Annotated in this window: 17 protein-coding genes; 9 read left to right on the top strand and 8 right to left on the bottom strand. The window is 33.3% G+C overall.

The window, feature by feature from the left end:
• Positions 1–360 precede the first annotated feature (360 nt).
• The 3 genes from ACWJKE_RS17950 (at position 361) to ACWJKE_RS17940 (ending at position 3,380) form a co-directional block, all read left to right on the top strand.
• Complete coding sequence (locus tag ACWJKE_RS17950) at positions 361–1,623, top strand: dicarboxylate/amino acid:cation symporter (RefSeq protein ID WP_462952829.1); 1,263 nt, start codon at positions 361–363, stop codon at positions 1,621–1,623.
• 369 nt (positions 1,624–1,992) lie between these two features.
• Positions 1,993–2,373 carry a RidA family protein gene (locus ACWJKE_RS17945; RefSeq protein ID WP_216303244.1) on the top strand — a complete coding sequence of 127 codons (381 nt, stop codon included), beginning with the start codon at positions 1,993–1,995 and terminating at the stop codon, positions 2,371–2,373.
• Positions 2,374–2,390: 17 nt separating this feature from the next.
• Positions 2,391–3,380, top strand: coding sequence for a D-cysteine desulfhydrase family protein (locus tag ACWJKE_RS17940; RefSeq protein ID WP_462952828.1), 990 nt, complete (start codon positions 2,391–2,393; stop codon positions 3,378–3,380).
• A gap of 112 nt (positions 3,381–3,492) precedes the next feature.
• On the opposite strand, the gene ACWJKE_RS17935 is transcribed toward ACWJKE_RS17940, so the two are convergent.
• Entirely contained in the window at positions 3,493–4,395 is a 903-nt protein-coding gene (locus tag ACWJKE_RS17935; protein WP_462952827.1) for a LysR family transcriptional regulator, read from the bottom strand.
• Between the two features lie 134 nt (positions 4,396–4,529).
• Here ACWJKE_RS17935 and ACWJKE_RS17930 point away from each other — a divergent pair, with 134 nt between their 5' ends.
• Entirely contained in the window at positions 4,530–4,949 is a 420-nt protein-coding gene (locus ACWJKE_RS17930) for an OsmC family protein (protein WP_462953663.1), read from the top strand.
• Positions 4,950–5,172: 223 nt separating this feature from the next.
• On the opposite strand, the gene ACWJKE_RS17925 is transcribed toward ACWJKE_RS17930, so the two are convergent.
• The gene (locus tag ACWJKE_RS17925) at positions 5,173–7,218 is read right to left on the bottom strand and encodes a sigma-54 interaction domain-containing protein (protein ID WP_462952825.1); all 2,046 of its coding nucleotides are present in this window, start codon (positions 7,216–7,218) and stop codon (positions 5,173–5,175) included.
• Between the two features lie 191 nt (positions 7,219–7,409).
• Between ACWJKE_RS17925 and ACWJKE_RS17920 the strand changes: the two genes are divergently transcribed.
• Genes ACWJKE_RS17920 through ACWJKE_RS17905 form a run of 4 tightly spaced genes read left to right on the top strand, consistent with a single transcriptional unit; the run spans position 7,410 to position 10,164 of the window.
• Positions 7,410–7,793: a GntR family transcriptional regulator gene (locus tag ACWJKE_RS17920; protein WP_462952824.1), complete on the top strand. Its 384-nt coding sequence runs from the start codon at positions 7,410–7,412 to the stop codon at positions 7,791–7,793.
• Positions 7,786–8,640 carry an ABC transporter ATP-binding protein gene (locus tag ACWJKE_RS17915; protein ID WP_462959063.1) on the top strand — a complete coding sequence of 285 codons (855 nt, stop codon included), beginning with the start codon at positions 7,786–7,788 and terminating at the stop codon, positions 8,638–8,640. The genes ACWJKE_RS17920 and ACWJKE_RS17915 overlap by 8 nt, the downstream gene beginning before the upstream one ends.
• A 58-nt stretch (positions 8,641–8,698) precedes the next feature.
• On the top strand, positions 8,699–9,397 hold the full coding sequence (locus ACWJKE_RS17910) for an ABC-2 transporter permease (RefSeq protein WP_462953660.1): 699 nt from the start codon (positions 8,699–8,701) through the stop codon (positions 9,395–9,397).
• Positions 9,391–10,164 (top strand): hypothetical protein, encoded by a 774-nt coding sequence (locus tag ACWJKE_RS17905; protein WP_462959062.1) that lies wholly within the window; start codon positions 9,391–9,393, stop codon positions 10,162–10,164. Before ACWJKE_RS17910 ends, ACWJKE_RS17905 begins: the two co-directional genes overlap by 7 nt.
• A 186-nt stretch (positions 10,165–10,350) precedes the next feature.
• Here the strand turns inward: ACWJKE_RS17905 and ACWJKE_RS17900 are convergent, their stop codons facing one another.
• The 6 genes from ACWJKE_RS17900 to ACWJKE_RS17875 form a co-directional block, all read right to left on the bottom strand.
• Positions 10,351–11,352 (bottom strand): GGGtGRT protein, encoded by a 1,002-nt coding sequence (locus ACWJKE_RS17900; RefSeq protein WP_216303250.1) that lies wholly within the window; start codon positions 11,350–11,352, stop codon positions 10,351–10,353.
• Between the two features lie 22 nt (positions 11,353–11,374).
• Entirely contained in the window at positions 11,375–12,067 is a 693-nt protein-coding gene (locus tag ACWJKE_RS17895; protein ID WP_216303251.1) for an iron-sulfur cluster assembly scaffold protein, read from the bottom strand.
• Positions 12,068–12,210: 143 nt separating this feature from the next.
• A complete protein-coding gene (locus tag ACWJKE_RS17890; protein ID WP_220287378.1) occupies positions 12,211–13,044 on the bottom strand; it encodes a deoxyribonuclease IV in 834 nt (277 codons plus the stop codon).
• A 34-nt stretch (positions 13,045–13,078) separates the two neighbouring features.
• Positions 13,079–14,491 carry a glycoside hydrolase family 1 protein gene (locus ACWJKE_RS17885; protein ID WP_462959061.1) on the bottom strand — a complete coding sequence of 471 codons (1,413 nt, stop codon included), beginning with the start codon at positions 14,489–14,491 and terminating at the stop codon, positions 13,079–13,081.
• Positions 14,492–14,737: 246 nt separating this feature from the next.
• Entirely contained in the window at positions 14,738–15,814 is a 1,077-nt protein-coding gene (locus ACWJKE_RS17880; RefSeq protein WP_462953658.1) for a M24 family metallopeptidase, read from the bottom strand.
• A 34-nt stretch (positions 15,815–15,848) separates the two neighbouring features.
• Entirely contained in the window at positions 15,849–16,253 is a 405-nt protein-coding gene (locus ACWJKE_RS17875) for a DUF6465 family protein (RefSeq protein WP_462953657.1), read from the bottom strand.
• A gap of 522 nt (positions 16,254–16,775) precedes the next feature.
• Between ACWJKE_RS17875 and ACWJKE_RS17870 the strand changes: the two genes are divergently transcribed.
• Positions 16,776–17,003 (top strand): ground-like protein, encoded by a 228-nt coding sequence (locus ACWJKE_RS17870; RefSeq protein ID WP_216303255.1) that lies wholly within the window; start codon positions 16,776–16,778, stop codon positions 17,001–17,003.
• Positions 17,004–17,011 lie beyond the last annotated feature (8 nt).

Here is a 17,011-nt window from a genome sequence, read left to right as displayed (position 1 = left end):
CATAAAATTTGCTAGTTACCATTATAGCAAGCTTGATATAAGAAATGAAAGGATAAAAACTATGATTACAAAAATGGAATTATTAAGTTGCTAATGCAAGGAGCAATTGTACACTTATATTAAGCGTACATAATGGAATAGGTATCACACCTATTTTCAATATTTATTCAAAATTATTTTCGTCAAAGTAAACGATACCGTACTTATAAATCGTGATTAATCAACAATGTCATTATTTGTCCACAGATTGTATAACAGGTAATTGCTCATTATCAATTATAAAAAAGCGTAAAGTCAAGGATTGTTTGAAATGTCTTTTTATTTCTTAACAATACCAACCAATGAAAAGGAGATATTAAAATGAACAAAAAAAAACAAAGCACATGGAAAAACTATCGTTTCTCTATTGTTTTAATGCTATCTATTATAATAGGTAGCATAATTGGAATTATTTTCGGTGAAAAAGCAACAGTACTTAAACCATTTGGTGATGTATTTCTTAACTTAATGTTCACCGTTGTAACCCCTCTAGTCTTTGTTACCATAGCTGGTGCAGTAGGAAATATGGTCAATATGAAAAGACTTGGGAAAATTATAAGCAACATGTTTTTGACATTTGTTACTACGGGACTTATTGCCGGCGTTATCGTTATTGCTGTTGTCAAGTTTTTTCCACCTGCTGCTGGCGTTAACCTAACATTGCAATCTGCTAAAGCGTTGGAATCCGTCAAGCTTTCTGATCAAATTGTTAAGACACTAACTGTAACTGATTTTGGTGGCTTATTTTCTCGCTCTAATATGATGCCTCTTATTATATTCTCTATTTTCTTTGGTTTATGTGTTAGTTCCCTTGGCGCTGAAAACAACATTATAGCTAAGGGGTTAGACGCTATGTCCAAAGTTATGATGAAATTTATCAGCATTATTATGTTGTACGCTCCAATTGGTTTAGGTGCTTATTTTGCAAGCCTCATTGGCGAATTTGGTCCTCAGCTCTTGGGAGCTTATGCAAGAGCTATGATTATATATTATCCACTATGTATTGTATATTTTTTTGTTGCATTTTCTGGATATTCATATTTTGCTGGTGGTACTCAGGGTATAAAAATTTTCTTCAAAAACATCTTAGAACCGTCAATTACATCTCTTGCAACACAAAGCTCTATTGCAACTCTACCTGTTAACCTAAAGGCTACTAATAATATGGGAGTTCCAAAGGATATCCGTGAAATTGTATTGCCAATCGGTGCGACCATGCATATGGACGGTACTGTTATCTCTTCGATATTAAAAATTTCATTTTTATTTGGAATATTCGGACAAGGATTCTCTGGAATTGGAACCTATATTGCTGCACTAGCCATTTCAGTTATGGGCGGCGTAGTTATGTCGGGTGTTCCAGGTGGTGGACTTATCGGTGAAATGTTGATTGTAAACTTATTTGGGTTTCCGCCAGAAGCGTTTCCAATTATTGCAACTCTTGGTTTCCTTGTAGATCCTGCTGCAACATGGATAAACTGCACTGGTGACGCTGTAACATCTATGATAGTTACTAGATTGGTAGAAGGTAAAGACTGGATGAAGAAGAATGTTCAATCTTTATCATCTTCTATCAAAGGCTAATGATTTATAGATGTTAACTCTATATTATAGGTTGAATGCTCTCCCCTTAAATAACTGATTTAGTCCTATAAATTCTTAATAATATAGAAAAGGGTTCAATAACATTGGCATAGTTATTGCTTGTAATATAAGTGTATTTGCAAATACGAGTTACAATTAAAACTTACATCGGATGATTTTTAGCATCTAATACTTTATGTACAATAAATCCTAAACTGTAAACTTTAATAATAGTAAGTATTCACCTAATAGTACTATGCTAGGATTAGAACTTGCATTATTAGGTTTACTTGTATATTATTATTGTAAGATAAAAGCTAAAAAGACTTTCAAAATTAAAATATAGTTTCATAAAGAAGGAGATTAATTATGATAAAAGAAATTATTTCAACTAAAAAAGCACCTGCAGCAATTGGACCATATTCACAGGCAATTAAGGTAGGAAATTTATTATTTACATCTGGTCAACTACCATTTGTACCAGAAACCGGAGAACTTATAAGTGGCGACGTAAGAAAAGCTACAGAAAGATCTATTGAAAATTTAAAAGCAATATTAGAAGAAGCAGGATCATCTCTTGATAAAGTCGTAAAAACGGTAATTTTTCTTAGAGATATGAATGATTTTGCAATAGTAAATGAAGTATACGAAAGCTATTTTACTTCAAATCAACCAGCACGTTCATGTGTCCAGGTGGCAAAACTACCTAAAGATGGAATACTTGAAATAGAAGCTGTAGCATTTGTATAAAAAAGGAGGAGTAATCAATGATTAAAATTCCTGAAAAAATAACGTTTGCAAACTTACCCACACGAATAGAAAAACTAGAAAGACTTTCTCAAAAACTGGGCGGACCTAATATCTATATAAAAAGAGATGATCAAACAGGAACCGAAGTATCTGGTAATAAAATAAGGAAACTTGAATTTTCTGTAAAGGAAGCCCTTGATCAAAAATGTGATGTACTTATTACCTGCGGAGGAATCCAATCTAATCATTGTAGATCTACGGCAGCAGTCGCTGCAAGACTTGGAATGAAATCAGTCCTTGTTTTAAGAGGGGACTCAGAAACAGAATCAGATGGTAATTTGTTTATAGATAAGCTTTTGGGAGCTGAGATTCGTTTTGTTACTCCAGAAGAATATAAAAATAATAAAGCTGGAATTATGGAACAAATCAAAGCGCAATTAGAGGCAACGGGCTGTAAACCTTATATTATACCAGAAGGTGCTTCTAATGGGATTGGTGGATTTGGGTACTATAATGCCATGAAGGAAATTATTTGCCAGGAAAAAGAGCTAGGTGTACATTTTGATAAAATTGTACTAGCCGTAGGATCTGGTGGAACCCATTCCGGACTGTTTCTAGCAAGCAAAACACTAGAGTATAATGGTGAAATCTATGGCGTCAACGTTTGTGATGACGCTGAACACTTCAAAAATGAGATTTATAAAATAGCTCATGAAAGTATGCAATACATCGATGTGAATTTACATATTTCTAAAGATGAAATTCATATTATAGATGGATATGTAGGAAGAGGATATGCTCTTAGCAGAGCAGAAGAGCTTCAATTTATCCACGACTTTGCAAAACTAGAGGGAATTATTTTAGATCCTGTGTATACCGGTAAAGCAATGTATGGATTAGTACAAGAAATTAAAAAGGGAACCTTTAAAAACTGCGAAAATATTCTATTTATTCATACCGGCGGAGCATTTGGATTGTTCCCACAAAAAGACCTATTTGAGTTTTAAAAATAATAGACTTATATAAAAAGTTCACAAAAAGGCATAGCAAAATTTTGCTATGCCTTTTCTGATAAAAGCACTACTTTACCTCCTACGAGATATGGGCAGCAGTCTAATATCACTTCTGACAATACTGCATTGGAAGGATTATCTTCGTCATATTCAGCAAAGTCTGTAAAGCAGGCGACATCCACTTGTCTTTGTGGTAAATTACTTGAGTCAAGAATTCAAAATAAGGTCCACACCATTTCAATTCAACAAGCTCACCTTTTGATAGTTCTTCTTCAACTGTAATTTTAGGCAGAAGTATAATTCCTAAACCGCCGATTGCAAGCTGTTTCATAGATTGGATACTACCGATTTCCATAATTGATTTGGGAGTCAAACCACAATCGCTAAGTATTTTCATCAGCGTCTTCCGATAGCTACAGCCTTCTTCTGCTAAAATAAGGGTATAGTCAACGATGTTTTCGGGATATACACTAATGGACTTTGCAATAGGATGGTTCGGTCCTGCGAGTAATACTAAAGGTTCGGGTATTGCCAATTCAACAATGAAATCTGAACTTGTTATCATACGCTCCAAGCAAAAGGCCACATCAATCTGGTTATCCAGTAAAAGTTCTTGATACTCCGTAGATTTGATAGTTTTTAATATGATTTCAATGTCGGGAAACTTATAATGGAACTTTTTGAGAAGGTTATCTATCCGTGTTGTGCATAACGACTCCCATGCTCCTATCGTCACAACTCCTTTTCTAGCAGGATAATCTTTTACTGCATCTTTTGCCTCTTCACACAGATTAACGATTTGTCTTGCATAAACAAGAAATTTTTCACCCTCATGGGTAAGCGAAATATTCTTCCTAATACGTTCAAATAGACGAACTCCTAGGTCGCTCTCTAGCAACTGTATCTGAGATGTGACAGTAGGCTGAGTATATCCAAGCGTATATGCTGCTCGAGTAAAACTATTAAGATCCGCTACAGTAATGAATGTATTAAGTTGGCGAATTTCCATGTTATTATCCTTTCTTCATCCATAAATTTTTTATATGATTATGATTTATTATATCAATTTTTCTTTTTGAAGTCTATGAGTTATTATTAACTTAAACACATACCATATTATGAATATAGGAGGATTTAATTATTATGATGAACGCAGTAGTAAAATGGCTTGGAGACGGAGCGGCATTTGAATGTACAACTCGAGAGGGAGCAAAATTCGTGCTGGCTGGTCCAGCAGAAATGAATAACGGAAAAGTTTTAGGTCCAAAGCCAATTGAAATACTTCTTCATGCGGTTGCAGCATGTACAAGTGTAGATATAGTTACAACGCTTAAGGCTAGAGGGGCTCAAATTTCAGAATACGAAGTGATTGTGAATGGAGAAAGAGGAGCAGTGGTTCCAAAGCCTATCGAAAAAATTGATCTTTCATATAATATAAAAGGAAAAGGTATGACCCCTGAAATGATAGAAGATGCGCTTAAAACTACCTTTGAGGTTGAGAGTGGTGTTGCAAATACTTATAAATCAGATATCACTTGGTCTTTTAATCTCATTGAAGAATAATTTTACATTGCTTTTTAATTAGTTCTTTTCTGTTTTAATTTTCTTTCAAAGTCCTTAAAATCTATTGAATAGACTCCATCTTGTTCTAACAATTGATCTTCAATTATTAGAACAAGATTCTATTACTTCAAAATTTACACCCTTCTTATATTTATTTATGCAAGAAATATTTGCTATAACATAAATACAACAAATATGGTGCCAATTTAATGAAAAATAATGTCTATTTAAGTTGAGATTGCAGTTTGTTGAAAACCTTTATGCCTCGGTCATTTATTTTACTACCACCTCTACCTCGCGACATTTTAATTAAACCTAAATTATTTAAATCATTTAAAATACCGCGAACTTCTTGTTGGGTTAGGTAGCGTCCTGTTTTTTCTGCTTGCTCAGAAATTGATAATCTACCCATGGAAATTTGTTGAACAAATCCCACATGCAATCTGTCTAGTACAAAAAAATAATCATCTAATTGATTACCTGCTAATTGCTCCAAAAGTTTAGTATCTAGATTAGTGCTAGTATCAGACTTACATTTTAATGTTGACATAGCATTATTGTAGAACCCAGGTGGTAAATCATCGTAATACACTATATCTTTATCTATATAGGTGAGATATTCTACATAGTTGTGTAGTTCACGAATATTTCCATTCCAATTATGAGAGAGCAATGCATTAATTACTTGTGTAGATAGGATGAATTTTCCTCCCAATTTATGTTTAAAGTAGTCAAACAGCAGCATAATGTCTTCACCGCGCTCTCGCAATGGAGGAAGCTGAATTGGCAAGGTGTTTAGACGAAAGTAGAGGTCATTACGAAAACTCCCGTTAGACACCAGCTCTTCAAGATTTTCATTGGCTGCAGCTATTATTCGTACATCAATACTAATAATTTTATTGCCTCCAATTCGCATAATCTCTCTTTCTTGAATAACACGAAGCAGTTTTATTTGGAGGGCTGGACTCATCCCTTCTACTTCATCTAAAAATATTGTTCCCCTATGAGCATATTCAAAAAGCCCCAATTTTCCTCCCCTTTTAGCACCAGTGAAAGATCCTTCATCGTAACCAAACAGTTCACTTTCTAGCAGATTATCTGGTATCGCTGCGCAGTTTATGGCAATAAAAGGATAGTTATGACGCTCTGATTCGTTATGTACAGCATGTGCAAAAAGTTCCTTCCCCGTTCCGCTCTCACCTGTAATTAAGACAGTAGAATTGGTTCTCGCCATTTTTTTAGCAATGGTACATGCTTTTTTTATTACATCACTCTCCCCAATGATATCATCAAAGGTATATTTAGCTTTATGACCTTTATTAAGTAATTGAAGACGCAAATTATGTTGTTTATACTCTTCTTCAGTAAATTTTTGTATAGTAGCAAAAGAACCGAGATATTCATCTCCACGTATTACAGGAGTAACGGTTACAGTAATATCCACACCACTCACTCTAATCAAACGATTATTTATCTTTTTTCGCGTACTCCTACACTCCTCAAAAGGTAAAAACGATAAAATTAACGCAGCAGGATGATCGATGGATTGTTCTTTCGTAACACCTGTAATTTCTAGTGCTCTTGAATTACAAGCAAAAATAATATCATCCTCATTCACACCAATAATACCTTCATCCATGATTTCCATCAAAATTTCAAATTGACTTTCCATTTGAAGAGATCTTCCAAACAGTTGATTAAAGCTATAATTATTGACAGCTAAAGAACGAAAATATTCCTTGAATTTTTCCCTCTCTAATAGGTAATCAAATTTTAGCCTCAGTGCTATTTCCACCATTGTGGTTGAATCTAGCACACGCTGCCCAAGGTCGATAATAGTCTTTATATCTTTTGGTACATAACGTAATTCACCTGGTGTTACCGACAGCTCGAACCCACTAACTGGCTTAGCTCCAGGATAATATGGTGTAAACTCTATGTGATTGATGCCTAGTTGGCTGAGTCTAGTTATAGCCTCGCGCACCATTTTTTCACTGAGATTGACAAATAAAGCTTTACTTCCATTTGGAATACTCCTTAAAATATCAAGAGATTTGTTAGTAAAGGCCACTGCAATTTCTACTTTAGGGACATCAATGGGGATGCACTCCTGAAAATCCGTAATGTTTTCAAAAGCATCGGTTGAAACTACAAATAAATCAGCTTCCTTTATTTTTTTAACCGATCCATTTAATACATTATAAGCACACGTGGTTACTAACTCACCAAAAAGCTCTTTAATCTGATTTTCGTAAAATTTTGCAGCCATATAATCCAACGCTACAACAGCTATTCTTTTTTTTATAGGACTCACCCTCTTAAGTTTTAATTATTATAATGTTAATTCTTTTTAAAAAACATGTCAAGGATAGTCTCTGATTAATAAATTGTATTTTAAAGAAATTATTGACATCTCTCTGTGTCTACCGTATAATAACAGTAGACAAGGAGGTCATATGTTTGAATATTCTTATATCATCCCTTTCGCAAACGCCCATATATGAGCAAATACAAAATCAAATAAAAGAAATGGTACTCAGCGGAAAGCTAAAATCCAAGGAGCAATTGCCGTCAATAAGGCTTATGGCAAAAGATTTGAAGGTTGGAATCATAACAGTAAAACGTGCTTATGAAGAACTTGGAAAAGAGGGTATTGTCATCAATTTACAAGGACGAGGATGCTTTGTTGCAGACATTGACCAGAAGAAAATTAAGGCACTACACATTGACATGCTTCATGAACGACTTCTTGAAATCAAAGAATTTACAGACGCTTGTGGCATATCCTCTGAGGAAATGCTTAAAGTTATAAATGAAATATACGGAGGTAGTAAAAATGACTAATAAGGCTTTGGAAATTAAAAACTTAAATGAAAATATAGGAGATTTCTCTTTGGATGATATAAGTTTTTCAATTGAAAAAGGAACTATCATGGGGTTTATAGGAAAGAATGGTTCAGGCAAAACCACCCTTATTAAAACAATACTTAATATGATTCCAAAAACTTCGGGACAAATATTCTTCGATGGTACTCCTATGTTCGGAAACGAAGAAACAGTTAAAGCAAAAATAGGAGTTGTCTTTGACAGTCTAATTTATCCTCTTAACCTCAAACCTATTAAAATTAAAAAAATGATATCACCCTTTTATAAAACATTTGATGGTAAAGAATTTGACGAACTTATGAAACGCTTTGAACTTAATCCAAATAAAAAGCTCAAAGCATATTCAAAAGGTATGCAAATGAAATTCGGAGTTGTAATGGCCCTATGTCATAATCCAGATTTAATTATACTTGACGAACCCACAGCAGGCCTTGACCCAATCGCAAGAGCTGACGTAATTGATTTACTCTTAGAACTTATGCAAAATGAGCAAAGATCCATACTATTTTCAACTCATATTACAAGTGATCTTGAAAAGATTGCCGATTATATAACAATGATTGATAATGGTAAAATCGTTTTTTCTAAGGGGAAAGATGAAATGCTTGATACCTATCTCCTTGCACATATTGAAAGAAAATCTATGACAGATGAAATTAAATCTGGACTTATAGGCATAAGGGAAACGACCTTCGGATATGAGGGATTATGCAACAAAAATCTAAAACTTCAAAATTTTGAAGGGGTTAAAACTGCCAGACCTACAATTGAAGATATTATGCTTTACATGGGTGCGAAAAAATGAAGATGACAAGGAACTACCACTTAGCAAATAATAGAAAGTTTTACAAGGAGGTGGAATAATGCTAAAGAAATTTTGGAATTATCAGTTACTTTTAAGTGATTCATCATGGTTCGCTAATACGAAAAATTCTTTAACATTTGTTTTTTTTAGTATATTTATTTACATGCTAATTATGATTACTTTAGACCTAATATTCGGAGATGGAGGATTTATATTCTATACCACGGTTTTTGCTTTGTATGCAATTTACTCCACTATAAATTCACAAAATAAATTATTTGAAATTGTACCAGTTTCAAAATTGTATTCGCTTATAAATATTTATTTTTTTGTTTTTATATTTATTACTTTTCCAGCTGCTATATTGCTCCTATTTGCGAGGCTTATGACACAATTAAACTTCACTTCGAGTATGAGTGTATTAATAATTAGTTGGAAAACTATATTATTAATAGGGTGCACCTCTACTATAGTAGCTAGTATCTTATTGCCCATATTTTTTATAAGGCTTAATTGCCTTAGAAAAACCCTTACAATATTTGGAGTTGTACTTATCCTAATAGTACTTCTTTTATTTAAAAACTTATTACCGGTTGTAACTGAACTTGGTACAATAAATTTTTGGAAAAGCATTGCAATAATGCCTCGTTACAATGAATTTTTATTATTATTAGTCTGCGTCTGTGTAGTAATAATCCCTATTTCAATGTTAATATCCTATAAACTATATAAAGGAGAGAGGTGCTTAACATGTTAAAAAAATTCATTGCTTATCAAAAGCTATTGCTAAATTCATATCCTCCAATTGATATTAACTCACCATCCCCTTTAAAGGTATTACTTTATGTTTTTGCTTTTGCTGTAATAATTTTCATGAATATATCTATATTTTTCGGAAACACAGCAATTTTCGATTCTTTTTTACCTTGTAATTTGCCTATTATAATTGTATGGATGATTAATGGGATCCTTCATGGTGATCACAAACTTTTTGAAACTGTTCCTGTAAGCCGAAAATATACAGCGTTAAATATATTTTTGCTACCAATAGTTATGATATTTATAATGTACATCCTATTCTATATTTCTGGTGCTGTGTTACTCGGTAGTATATTTGGATTTGTATACCTTACGGATTCCCAAGGTTTTAGTAACGCTCCCCCAGACTCTGCTATAAATCAAGTAATAGACACAACAAAAGGAGATCTATTAATGTTATGCATATTAGTAATAATTGTTTTTGTGGGAGTTGCAATTACTTTTATAAAAAGCAAAAAACTTAGGCTCTTAAGTTTTGCTGGGTTTGCTACTATCGGTTATGGACTTTTAGCTTTTCTAAAATCTTCTATGCCGATATCATCATACACTGGCGAAGTAGAATTTTTTGAAAGTTTTTCTATAATGCCTCTAGGAACTACAATTCTGATTTGTGTAGCTATTGCTACAGTTATAATAAGCATTGTCTCGGTTTTCATAGGATATAACCTTTATGTAGGTAAACCAACTGGTAGTAATGACTACTAGTTTTCATTAACACAAGATAGACATGCGACTTCTCTCATGTCTATCTTTTTATCTACTCCGCTCTTAACCATTCAGCAGTTTTTTTTGAATCTAGTAATTTGATTTGACATTAGTTATAGACGAAAATAAAAGCCCAGCATTTAGTCAATTATCACTAAATGCTGGGCTTGTACCTTTTCTTAGACTTTATTTACTCATTGCTTCTTCTACTGCAACCGCAACCGCAACTGAAGCTCCAACCATAGGGTTGTTACCCATTCCGATAAGTCCCATCATTTCAACGTGAGCTGGTACTGATGAAGAACCTGCAAATTGTGCATCTGAATGCATTCTTCCCATAGTATCAGTCATTCCGTATGAAGCAGGACCTGCTCCCATATTATCTGGGTGAAGAGTTCTTCCAGTACCACCACCTGATGCAACTGAGAAGTATTTCTTACCTTCTGCGCAACATTCTTTTTTATAAGTACCAGCAACTGGATGTTGGAATCTTGTTGGATTTGTAGAGTTTCCTGTAATTGAAACGTCTACTCCCTCAGAATGCATTATTGAAACGCCTTCGCGTACATCATCTGCTCCGTAACATCTTACTTTAGCTTTTTCTCCATCAGAATAAGCTGTTTCTTTAACTACTGTTAATTTACTAGTATAGTAATCAAATTTAGTTTGAACATAAGTAAATCCATTAATTCTTGAAATTATATAAGCAGCATCTTTTCCAAGACCATTAAGTATTACTTTTAAAGGTTCTGTTCTTACTTTGTTTGCAGCTCTTGCAAGCCCAATTGCACCTTCAGCAGCAGCAAATGATTCATGTCCAGCTAAAAATGCGAAGCATTTAGTTTCTTCGCGTAGAAGCATAGCTGCTAAGTTACCATGTCCAATTCCAACTTTTCTGTCATCAGCAACAGAACCAGGTATACAAAACGATTGAAGACCTTCTCCTATATATACTGCTGCATCAGCTGCCTTAGTACAACCATTTTTAATTGCTATAGAAGCCCCTACTGCATATGCCCAGCAAGCATTTTCAAATGCTATAGGTTGAATTCCTTTAACTATACCAAAAACATCGATACCTTTTTCTTCGCAAATTGTTCTTGCTTCTTCTAGTGAGTTTATACCGTGCTTACTTAACACAGGTAATATTTGATCTATTCTTCTTTCATAACTTTCAAATAAAGCCATTTAATTATTCCTCCTTCTTATATTATTTGTTTCTTGGGTCGATTACTGTTGTTGCTTCTGCAAATCTACCATAACTTCCAGTAGCTTTTTCCATAGCTTCATTAGCATCCATACCTGTTTTGATCATTTCCATCATTTTTCCAAGTTGAACAAATTTATAACCTATTATCTCGTTATTTTTATCTAATGCAATATTAGTAACATAACCTTCAGCCATTTCTAAATATCTTGGGCCCTTAGCAAGTGTTCCATACATTGTACCAACTTGACTTCTAAGACCTTTACCTAAGTCTTCAAGTCCAGCTCCTATAGGTAGTCCACCTTCTGAAAATGCTGTTTGAGTTCTTCCGTAAACAATTTGAAGGAATAACTCTCTCATAGCTGTATTTATTGCATCACACACTAAATCTGTGTTTAACGCTTCTAAAATAGTTTTTCCTGGAAGTATTTCTGATGCCATTGCAGCTGAGTGAGTACTACCAGAGCATCCTATTACCTCAACTAATGCTTCTTGTATTATACCCTCTTTTACATTTAAAGTAAGCTTGCATGCACCCTGTTGAGGAGCACACCAGCCAATTCCGTGTGTTAAACCTGAGATATCTTTAATTTCTTTACTTTGTACCCATTTTCCTTCTTCAGGAATTGGTGCCGATCCATGATTAGGTCCTTTTGCAACACACATCATTTCTGAAACTTCTGTTGAATAAATCATAATATTATCTCCTTCCATATGTATATGGTAATTTAATACGCTTTATATTCAGTGGGAATTAAAACGTCCCACTGGGTCAATAATTGAAATATGTCTTCGATTCTATTTTAACAAAGAAAACCTAACTTATCAATAGTATTTTATTAGTTTTTATATGCTTCTCTTAATATCTTAATTTCCTCAGCATGACCAGCTAATTCATTTGGTGTTTCTAAATAGAATGGTAAGTGACGTAACTTGGGGTGATTAATAATTCTACTAATCGCTTCTATTCCAATTGAACCTTCTCCAATTTTTTCATGTCTGTCTTTATGACTTTCAAATGGATTTTTACTATCATTTAAGTGAATTGCATAAAGCTTATCAAGTCCAATAATTCTATCAAACTCATCTATTACGCCATCTAAATCATTAACGATATCATAACCAGCATCATATATATGGCAAGTATCAAGACATACACCCATTTTGTCTGAAAGGGTAACACCATCAAGAATTTGTTTTAATTCTTCAAACGTTCGTCCTACTTCTGTTCCTTTACCAGCCATTGTTTCAAGAAGTACCGTAGTGGTTTGCTCTGGTTTCAATATAGTGTTAAGCATATTTATAATATATTCTATTCCCTTCTCAACACCCTGTTTTATATGGCTACCCGGATGGAAGTTATAAAAACTATTCGGGAAGTATTCCATTCTAGATAAATCATCTTCCATAATCATCACTGCAAATTCTCTTGTTTTTTCATCAGCAGAACAAGCATTAAGTGTGTATGGCGCATGCGCTAAGATTGTCGCAAATTTATTTTCTTTTAATATTTCTAATAAAGCTTCTACATCACTCGGATCAATTTCTTTTGCTTTACTACCTCTAGGATTACGAGTAAAAAACTGAAATGTATTTGCCCCTATGCTAAGAGCATCTTTCCCCATGGCTTTATACCCTTTTGATACTGATAAATGACAACCTATATTTAACATGATTATCCCTCCAATAAAAAATTATATTCTTATTTTATATTAAACTTTTCCCATTTGTTGAAATTACTTCTTTATACCAATCAAAGCTTTTTTTCTTATATCTTTCTAATGTACCTGTTCCATCATCATTACGATCAACATAGATAAATCCATAACGCTTTCTGAGTTCTGCAGTTGTTGCACTAACAAGATCAATACATCCCCATGAAGTATACCCCATTATATCGACTCCATCGTCGATTGCCTCCGCTACTTGAACCAAATGATCATTTAAATACTTAATTCTGTAATCGTCAATTACTGTTTTGTTTCCATTTTCATCAATTATTAATTTATCAATAGCACCTAACCCATTTTCAACAATGAATAAAGGTTTTTGGTAACGGTCATAAAAAAGATTAAGTATGTAACGCAATCCTTGTGGATCTATCTGCCACCCCCAATCTGAAGCTTCAAGATATGGGTTATGTACACCTGAAATAATGTTTCCTGTTCCCACTTCTCTCTTTTTAGGGTCTGCTGTTGCACAAGAACTCATATAATAGCTAAATGAGATAAAATCCACTGTATTTTTAAGTACCTCAGTGTCTCCTGGCTCCATATGTATTTTAATATTGTTATCTTTAAAGTATCTATCCATATATTTAGGATATGCTCCCCTTGCGTGAACATCTGCGAAATATAAATTTTCTCTATCCTGTTTCATTGCTTCAATTACATCGCTTGGATGAGGCGTTAATGGATAATTTGGTACACCAAGAATCATACATCCAAATTTTGCTCCTGGTATCATTTCATGCCCAATCTTAACTGCCATTGCACTTGCTACTAATTCATGATGTATCGCCTGATATAAATCTTGCTTCGTTAATTTTTCTTTATCCGTAAATATACCACCGCTCATATATGGTGCATTTAATACTGAATTAATTTCGTTAAAAGTAAGCCAATATTTCACCTTATTTTTATATCTAGCAAAAATTATTCTTATATAGTTCTCAAAAAATCCTACTAACGCACGATTTACCCACCCATTATAGTTCTTAGAAAGAGCAAGAGGAGTCTCATAATGTGAAATTGTTACAAGTGGCTCAATTCCATATTTTAGACATTCATCAAATAAATCATCATAAAATTGTAATCCCTTCTCATTTGGCATTTCATCATCACCATTTGGAAATATTCTAGACCATGCAATTGATGTTCTAAATGTTTTAAACCCCATTTGTGCAAACAGTTTAATATCTTCTTTATATCTATGATAAAAATCAATACCTACTAATTTCATGTTATCTTCTGTTGGTTCTTCTGTAACTTTCCCAATTATACCTTTTGGTGCAATATCTTGTGTTGATAACCCTTTGCCATCTTCATTGTACGCACCTTCACATTGGTTAGCTGCTACTGCTCCGCCCCATAGAAATCCTTTTGGAAAGCTCTTCGCCATTTTAAATCGCTCCTTTTAAATTTTAAAATTTATCTTACAAGTTATATCCATTTACTTTGTTGTTATTTACTAAATTCAATTTTGTGGATATCCTCTTACATTAGTGTACCCACACCTTATACATTATATATAACAATGAAAATTATTTATACCCTCGAAATAATATAAAAGAGCTTCGATAAAATTTTAATTTATCAAAGCCCTTTTATATTATTTAACTCTTTTATTTTATTTAGCACTTTTATACTATTCTACAATAATTAAGTCCTTTGTATAATGGTTTAATACCTCACAACCTTCTTTCGTAACTATTACTAAATCCTCTATACGAACACCCACGTCACCCGGAAGATAAATACCTGGCTCAATGGAGAAAATTTGTCCTGGCTGAACTTTATCAGTATTAGCAGAGGAAACATCACCGAAATCATGAACTTCTATTCCTATTGAATGCCCTAATCTATGAGTAAAATATTTTCCATATCCTTTCTCCGAGATATAGTCTCTAGCTGCAGCATCAATATCACAAAATCTAACGCCTGCTTTAACTTTTTCAATTCCCCTTTTATTTGCTTCTTTAACAATATTATAAACTTCTCTACTATGATCTGATACACTTTTATAGAAAACAGTTCTAGTCATGTCTGAGCAGTATGAATTCATCTTACATCCGATATCAATAACTACGCTGTCCCCTTCTTTAACCATTGATCCATCCAATTCATGATGAGGATCAGCAGCATTTGCCCCATAACCTATAATCGGATCAAATGAATGCCCTTCAGTACCCATTTCTTCCCATATATCACCAAGCAACTTTCCCATTTTCTTTTCTGAATATTTTTTAGGGATAAGCTTTATCATTTTATCCACAGCGGTATCATTTAATTTTGAAGCTGCCCTCATTAGATCTTTTTCACCTTCGTCCTTACACATTCTTACTCTGTCAAGAATTTCAGATCCATTAACAAATGTACTTCCACCTTTAAGCTTCATTAATTTTATTAAGAAATGAGCTGGCCAATTTTTATCTATTCCCATAGGCTTATCTTTATCAATGTTTCTTGCAAGAATTTCTACTGGACTCTGAGTATCGTTAAACCATATCTTTTCTACCCCTAAATCTTCACTTATAGGGAATAACTCATTTATAAACAATTTGTTATGTCCATCTAAGTTAATATAGAGTACAAGCATTCTTTCTCCTGATAAAATCCACTTCCCCGTAAGATAGAATATAGCCGCTGGGTCAGAAACTATCATTTGAGGTGTTTTCTTTAGCGCCATGATCTTTAGAACCTTATTAAGTCTTTCTTGCAACATTAAAAATCCCCTCCTAAAATATTATTGAATTATGTTAGGATAATTTCAAATTAATCTTAATTTCACCATTTACCAAGCAATAGGCTATATCTTCTTCAACCTTTATATATACATCTAAGGTTTTAAGTTCTGTAATTTTGTGAGATTTTACCCATTCTTCATAAACTTTTTCTAGTATTGTTTTTTTGGAAACCTCTTTTCCCTTATATTGAACATAGAATCCAACATCAATTCTCTTCGCTATTGTTTTTTTAGCTGTTTTTTTTGTAGCAGTAGTTGCCCTTCTAGCTTTTGATTTAACATTTTTAGCCATATCCTTCACCGCATTAATAGTCTTATCAACATTTTCTTTTGTAACATCAGAAACTATTGTTATTGCCTCTTCTGCTGTTGATCCACCAGCTTCTTTAGCCGAAGTTAACGTATTCTCTTTTATCATATCATGTACCTCCCATTTTAAAACAATTTTTATCCTTAATACTTATATTCTATATTTTTAGGAAAAACCCTTTTTTTAGGTGACTGTCAGTGACCCATATAAGATATTTATAACTTAATATTAATTATGTACTCTATTATATCATAAATCGCAATTAAATTCTATTTTTTGTTATTATATACATAATTATACTATGCGTATAGGAATGACATTACTTCTGTATGATGAATAGGTCTTATGAATATTTTATGAGAAAATAAAAGGATTCATCAAATTTTTTTTTAAAGATTTCCTACAACTTATATTCACACTTAATAAAATGCGGAATATATTAAAGTACAGCTACAACTTCATTCATTTAACGACCTTTCAAAAGCAGTCCATCACCTATTTATGGTGGCATTAACACCAAAGCAACTTCATTACTTAAGTTTAAGTGTAAAATTTCTTCTTAAGTTGCTAATTTAGCTACCTACGTTGATTTTTAAACTTTTACTTATTAAAAATAAGGAGGTTATTTATATGAGTCATAGACATAAAAATTGTTGTTGTTGCTGTGAACCTGTTAGTTGTTGTAAGCCTGTTAGTTGTTGTAAACCTGCTTGCTGCTGTGATAATAACTTTGGAAGTGGCTTTGGAAGTGGCTTTGGCTGCGGAAATGGCAGTATCTTGATAATTCTTTTACTATTAGGCTGTGGTGGTATTGGTGGCCGTGGCGGCTTCGGCGGCTTTGGTGGCTTTGGTTGTTAATTTAATAA

The sequence above is a fragment of the Clostridium sp. CM036 genome (genome assembly GCF_055081135.1).
Note: the sequence above shows the minus strand (reverse complement) of the source record. Positions and strands in the feature narration are given on the sequence as shown.

Excerpts from the sequence above, each read along its gene's own strand:
- ACWJKE_RS17950 (WP_462952829.1), top strand. The coding sequence starts at position 361 with ATGAACAAAAAAAAACAAAGCACATGGAAAAACTATCGTTTCTCTATT.
- ACWJKE_RS17945 (WP_216303244.1), top strand. The coding sequence starts at position 1,993 with ATGATAAAAGAAATTATTTCAACTAAAAAAGCACCTGCAGCAATTGGA.
- ACWJKE_RS17940 (WP_462952828.1), top strand. The coding sequence starts at position 2,391 with ATGATTAAAATTCCTGAAAAAATAACGTTTGCAAACTTACCCACACGA.
- ACWJKE_RS17935 (WP_462952827.1), bottom strand. The coding sequence starts at position 4,395 with ATGGAAATTCGCCAACTTAATACATTCATTACTGTAGCGGATCTTAAT.
- ACWJKE_RS17930 (WP_462953663.1), top strand. The coding sequence starts at position 4,530 with ATGATGAACGCAGTAGTAAAATGGCTTGGAGACGGAGCGGCATTTGAA.
- ACWJKE_RS17925 (WP_462952825.1), bottom strand. The coding sequence starts at position 7,218 with ATGGCTGCAAAATTTTACGAAAATCAGATTAAAGAGCTTTTTGGTGAG.
- ACWJKE_RS17915 (WP_462959063.1), top strand. The coding sequence starts at position 7,786 with ATGACTAATAAGGCTTTGGAAATTAAAAACTTAAATGAAAATATAGGA.
- ACWJKE_RS17910 (WP_462953660.1), top strand. The coding sequence starts at position 8,699 with ATGCTAAAGAAATTTTGGAATTATCAGTTACTTTTAAGTGATTCATCA.
- ACWJKE_RS17905 (WP_462959062.1), top strand. The coding sequence starts at position 9,391 with ATGTTAAAAAAATTCATTGCTTATCAAAAGCTATTGCTAAATTCATAT.
- ACWJKE_RS17900 (WP_216303250.1), bottom strand. The coding sequence starts at position 11,352 with ATGGCTTTATTTGAAAGTTATGAAAGAAGAATAGATCAAATATTACCT.
- ACWJKE_RS17895 (WP_216303251.1), bottom strand. The coding sequence starts at position 12,067 with ATGATTTATTCAACAGAAGTTTCAGAAATGATGTGTGTTGCAAAAGGA.
- ACWJKE_RS17890 (WP_220287378.1), bottom strand. The coding sequence starts at position 13,044 with ATGTTAAATATAGGTTGTCATTTATCAGTATCAAAAGGGTATAAAGCC.
- ACWJKE_RS17885 (WP_462959061.1), bottom strand. The coding sequence starts at position 14,491 with ATGGCGAAGAGCTTTCCAAAAGGATTTCTATGGGGCGGAGCAGTAGCA.
- ACWJKE_RS17880 (WP_462953658.1), bottom strand. The coding sequence starts at position 15,814 with ATGTTGCAAGAAAGACTTAATAAGGTTCTAAAGATCATGGCGCTAAAG.
- ACWJKE_RS17875 (WP_462953657.1), bottom strand. The coding sequence starts at position 16,253 with ATGATAAAAGAGAATACGTTAACTTCGGCTAAAGAAGCTGGTGGATCA.
- ACWJKE_RS17870 (WP_216303255.1), top strand. The coding sequence starts at position 16,776 with ATGAGTCATAGACATAAAAATTGTTGTTGTTGCTGTGAACCTGTTAGT.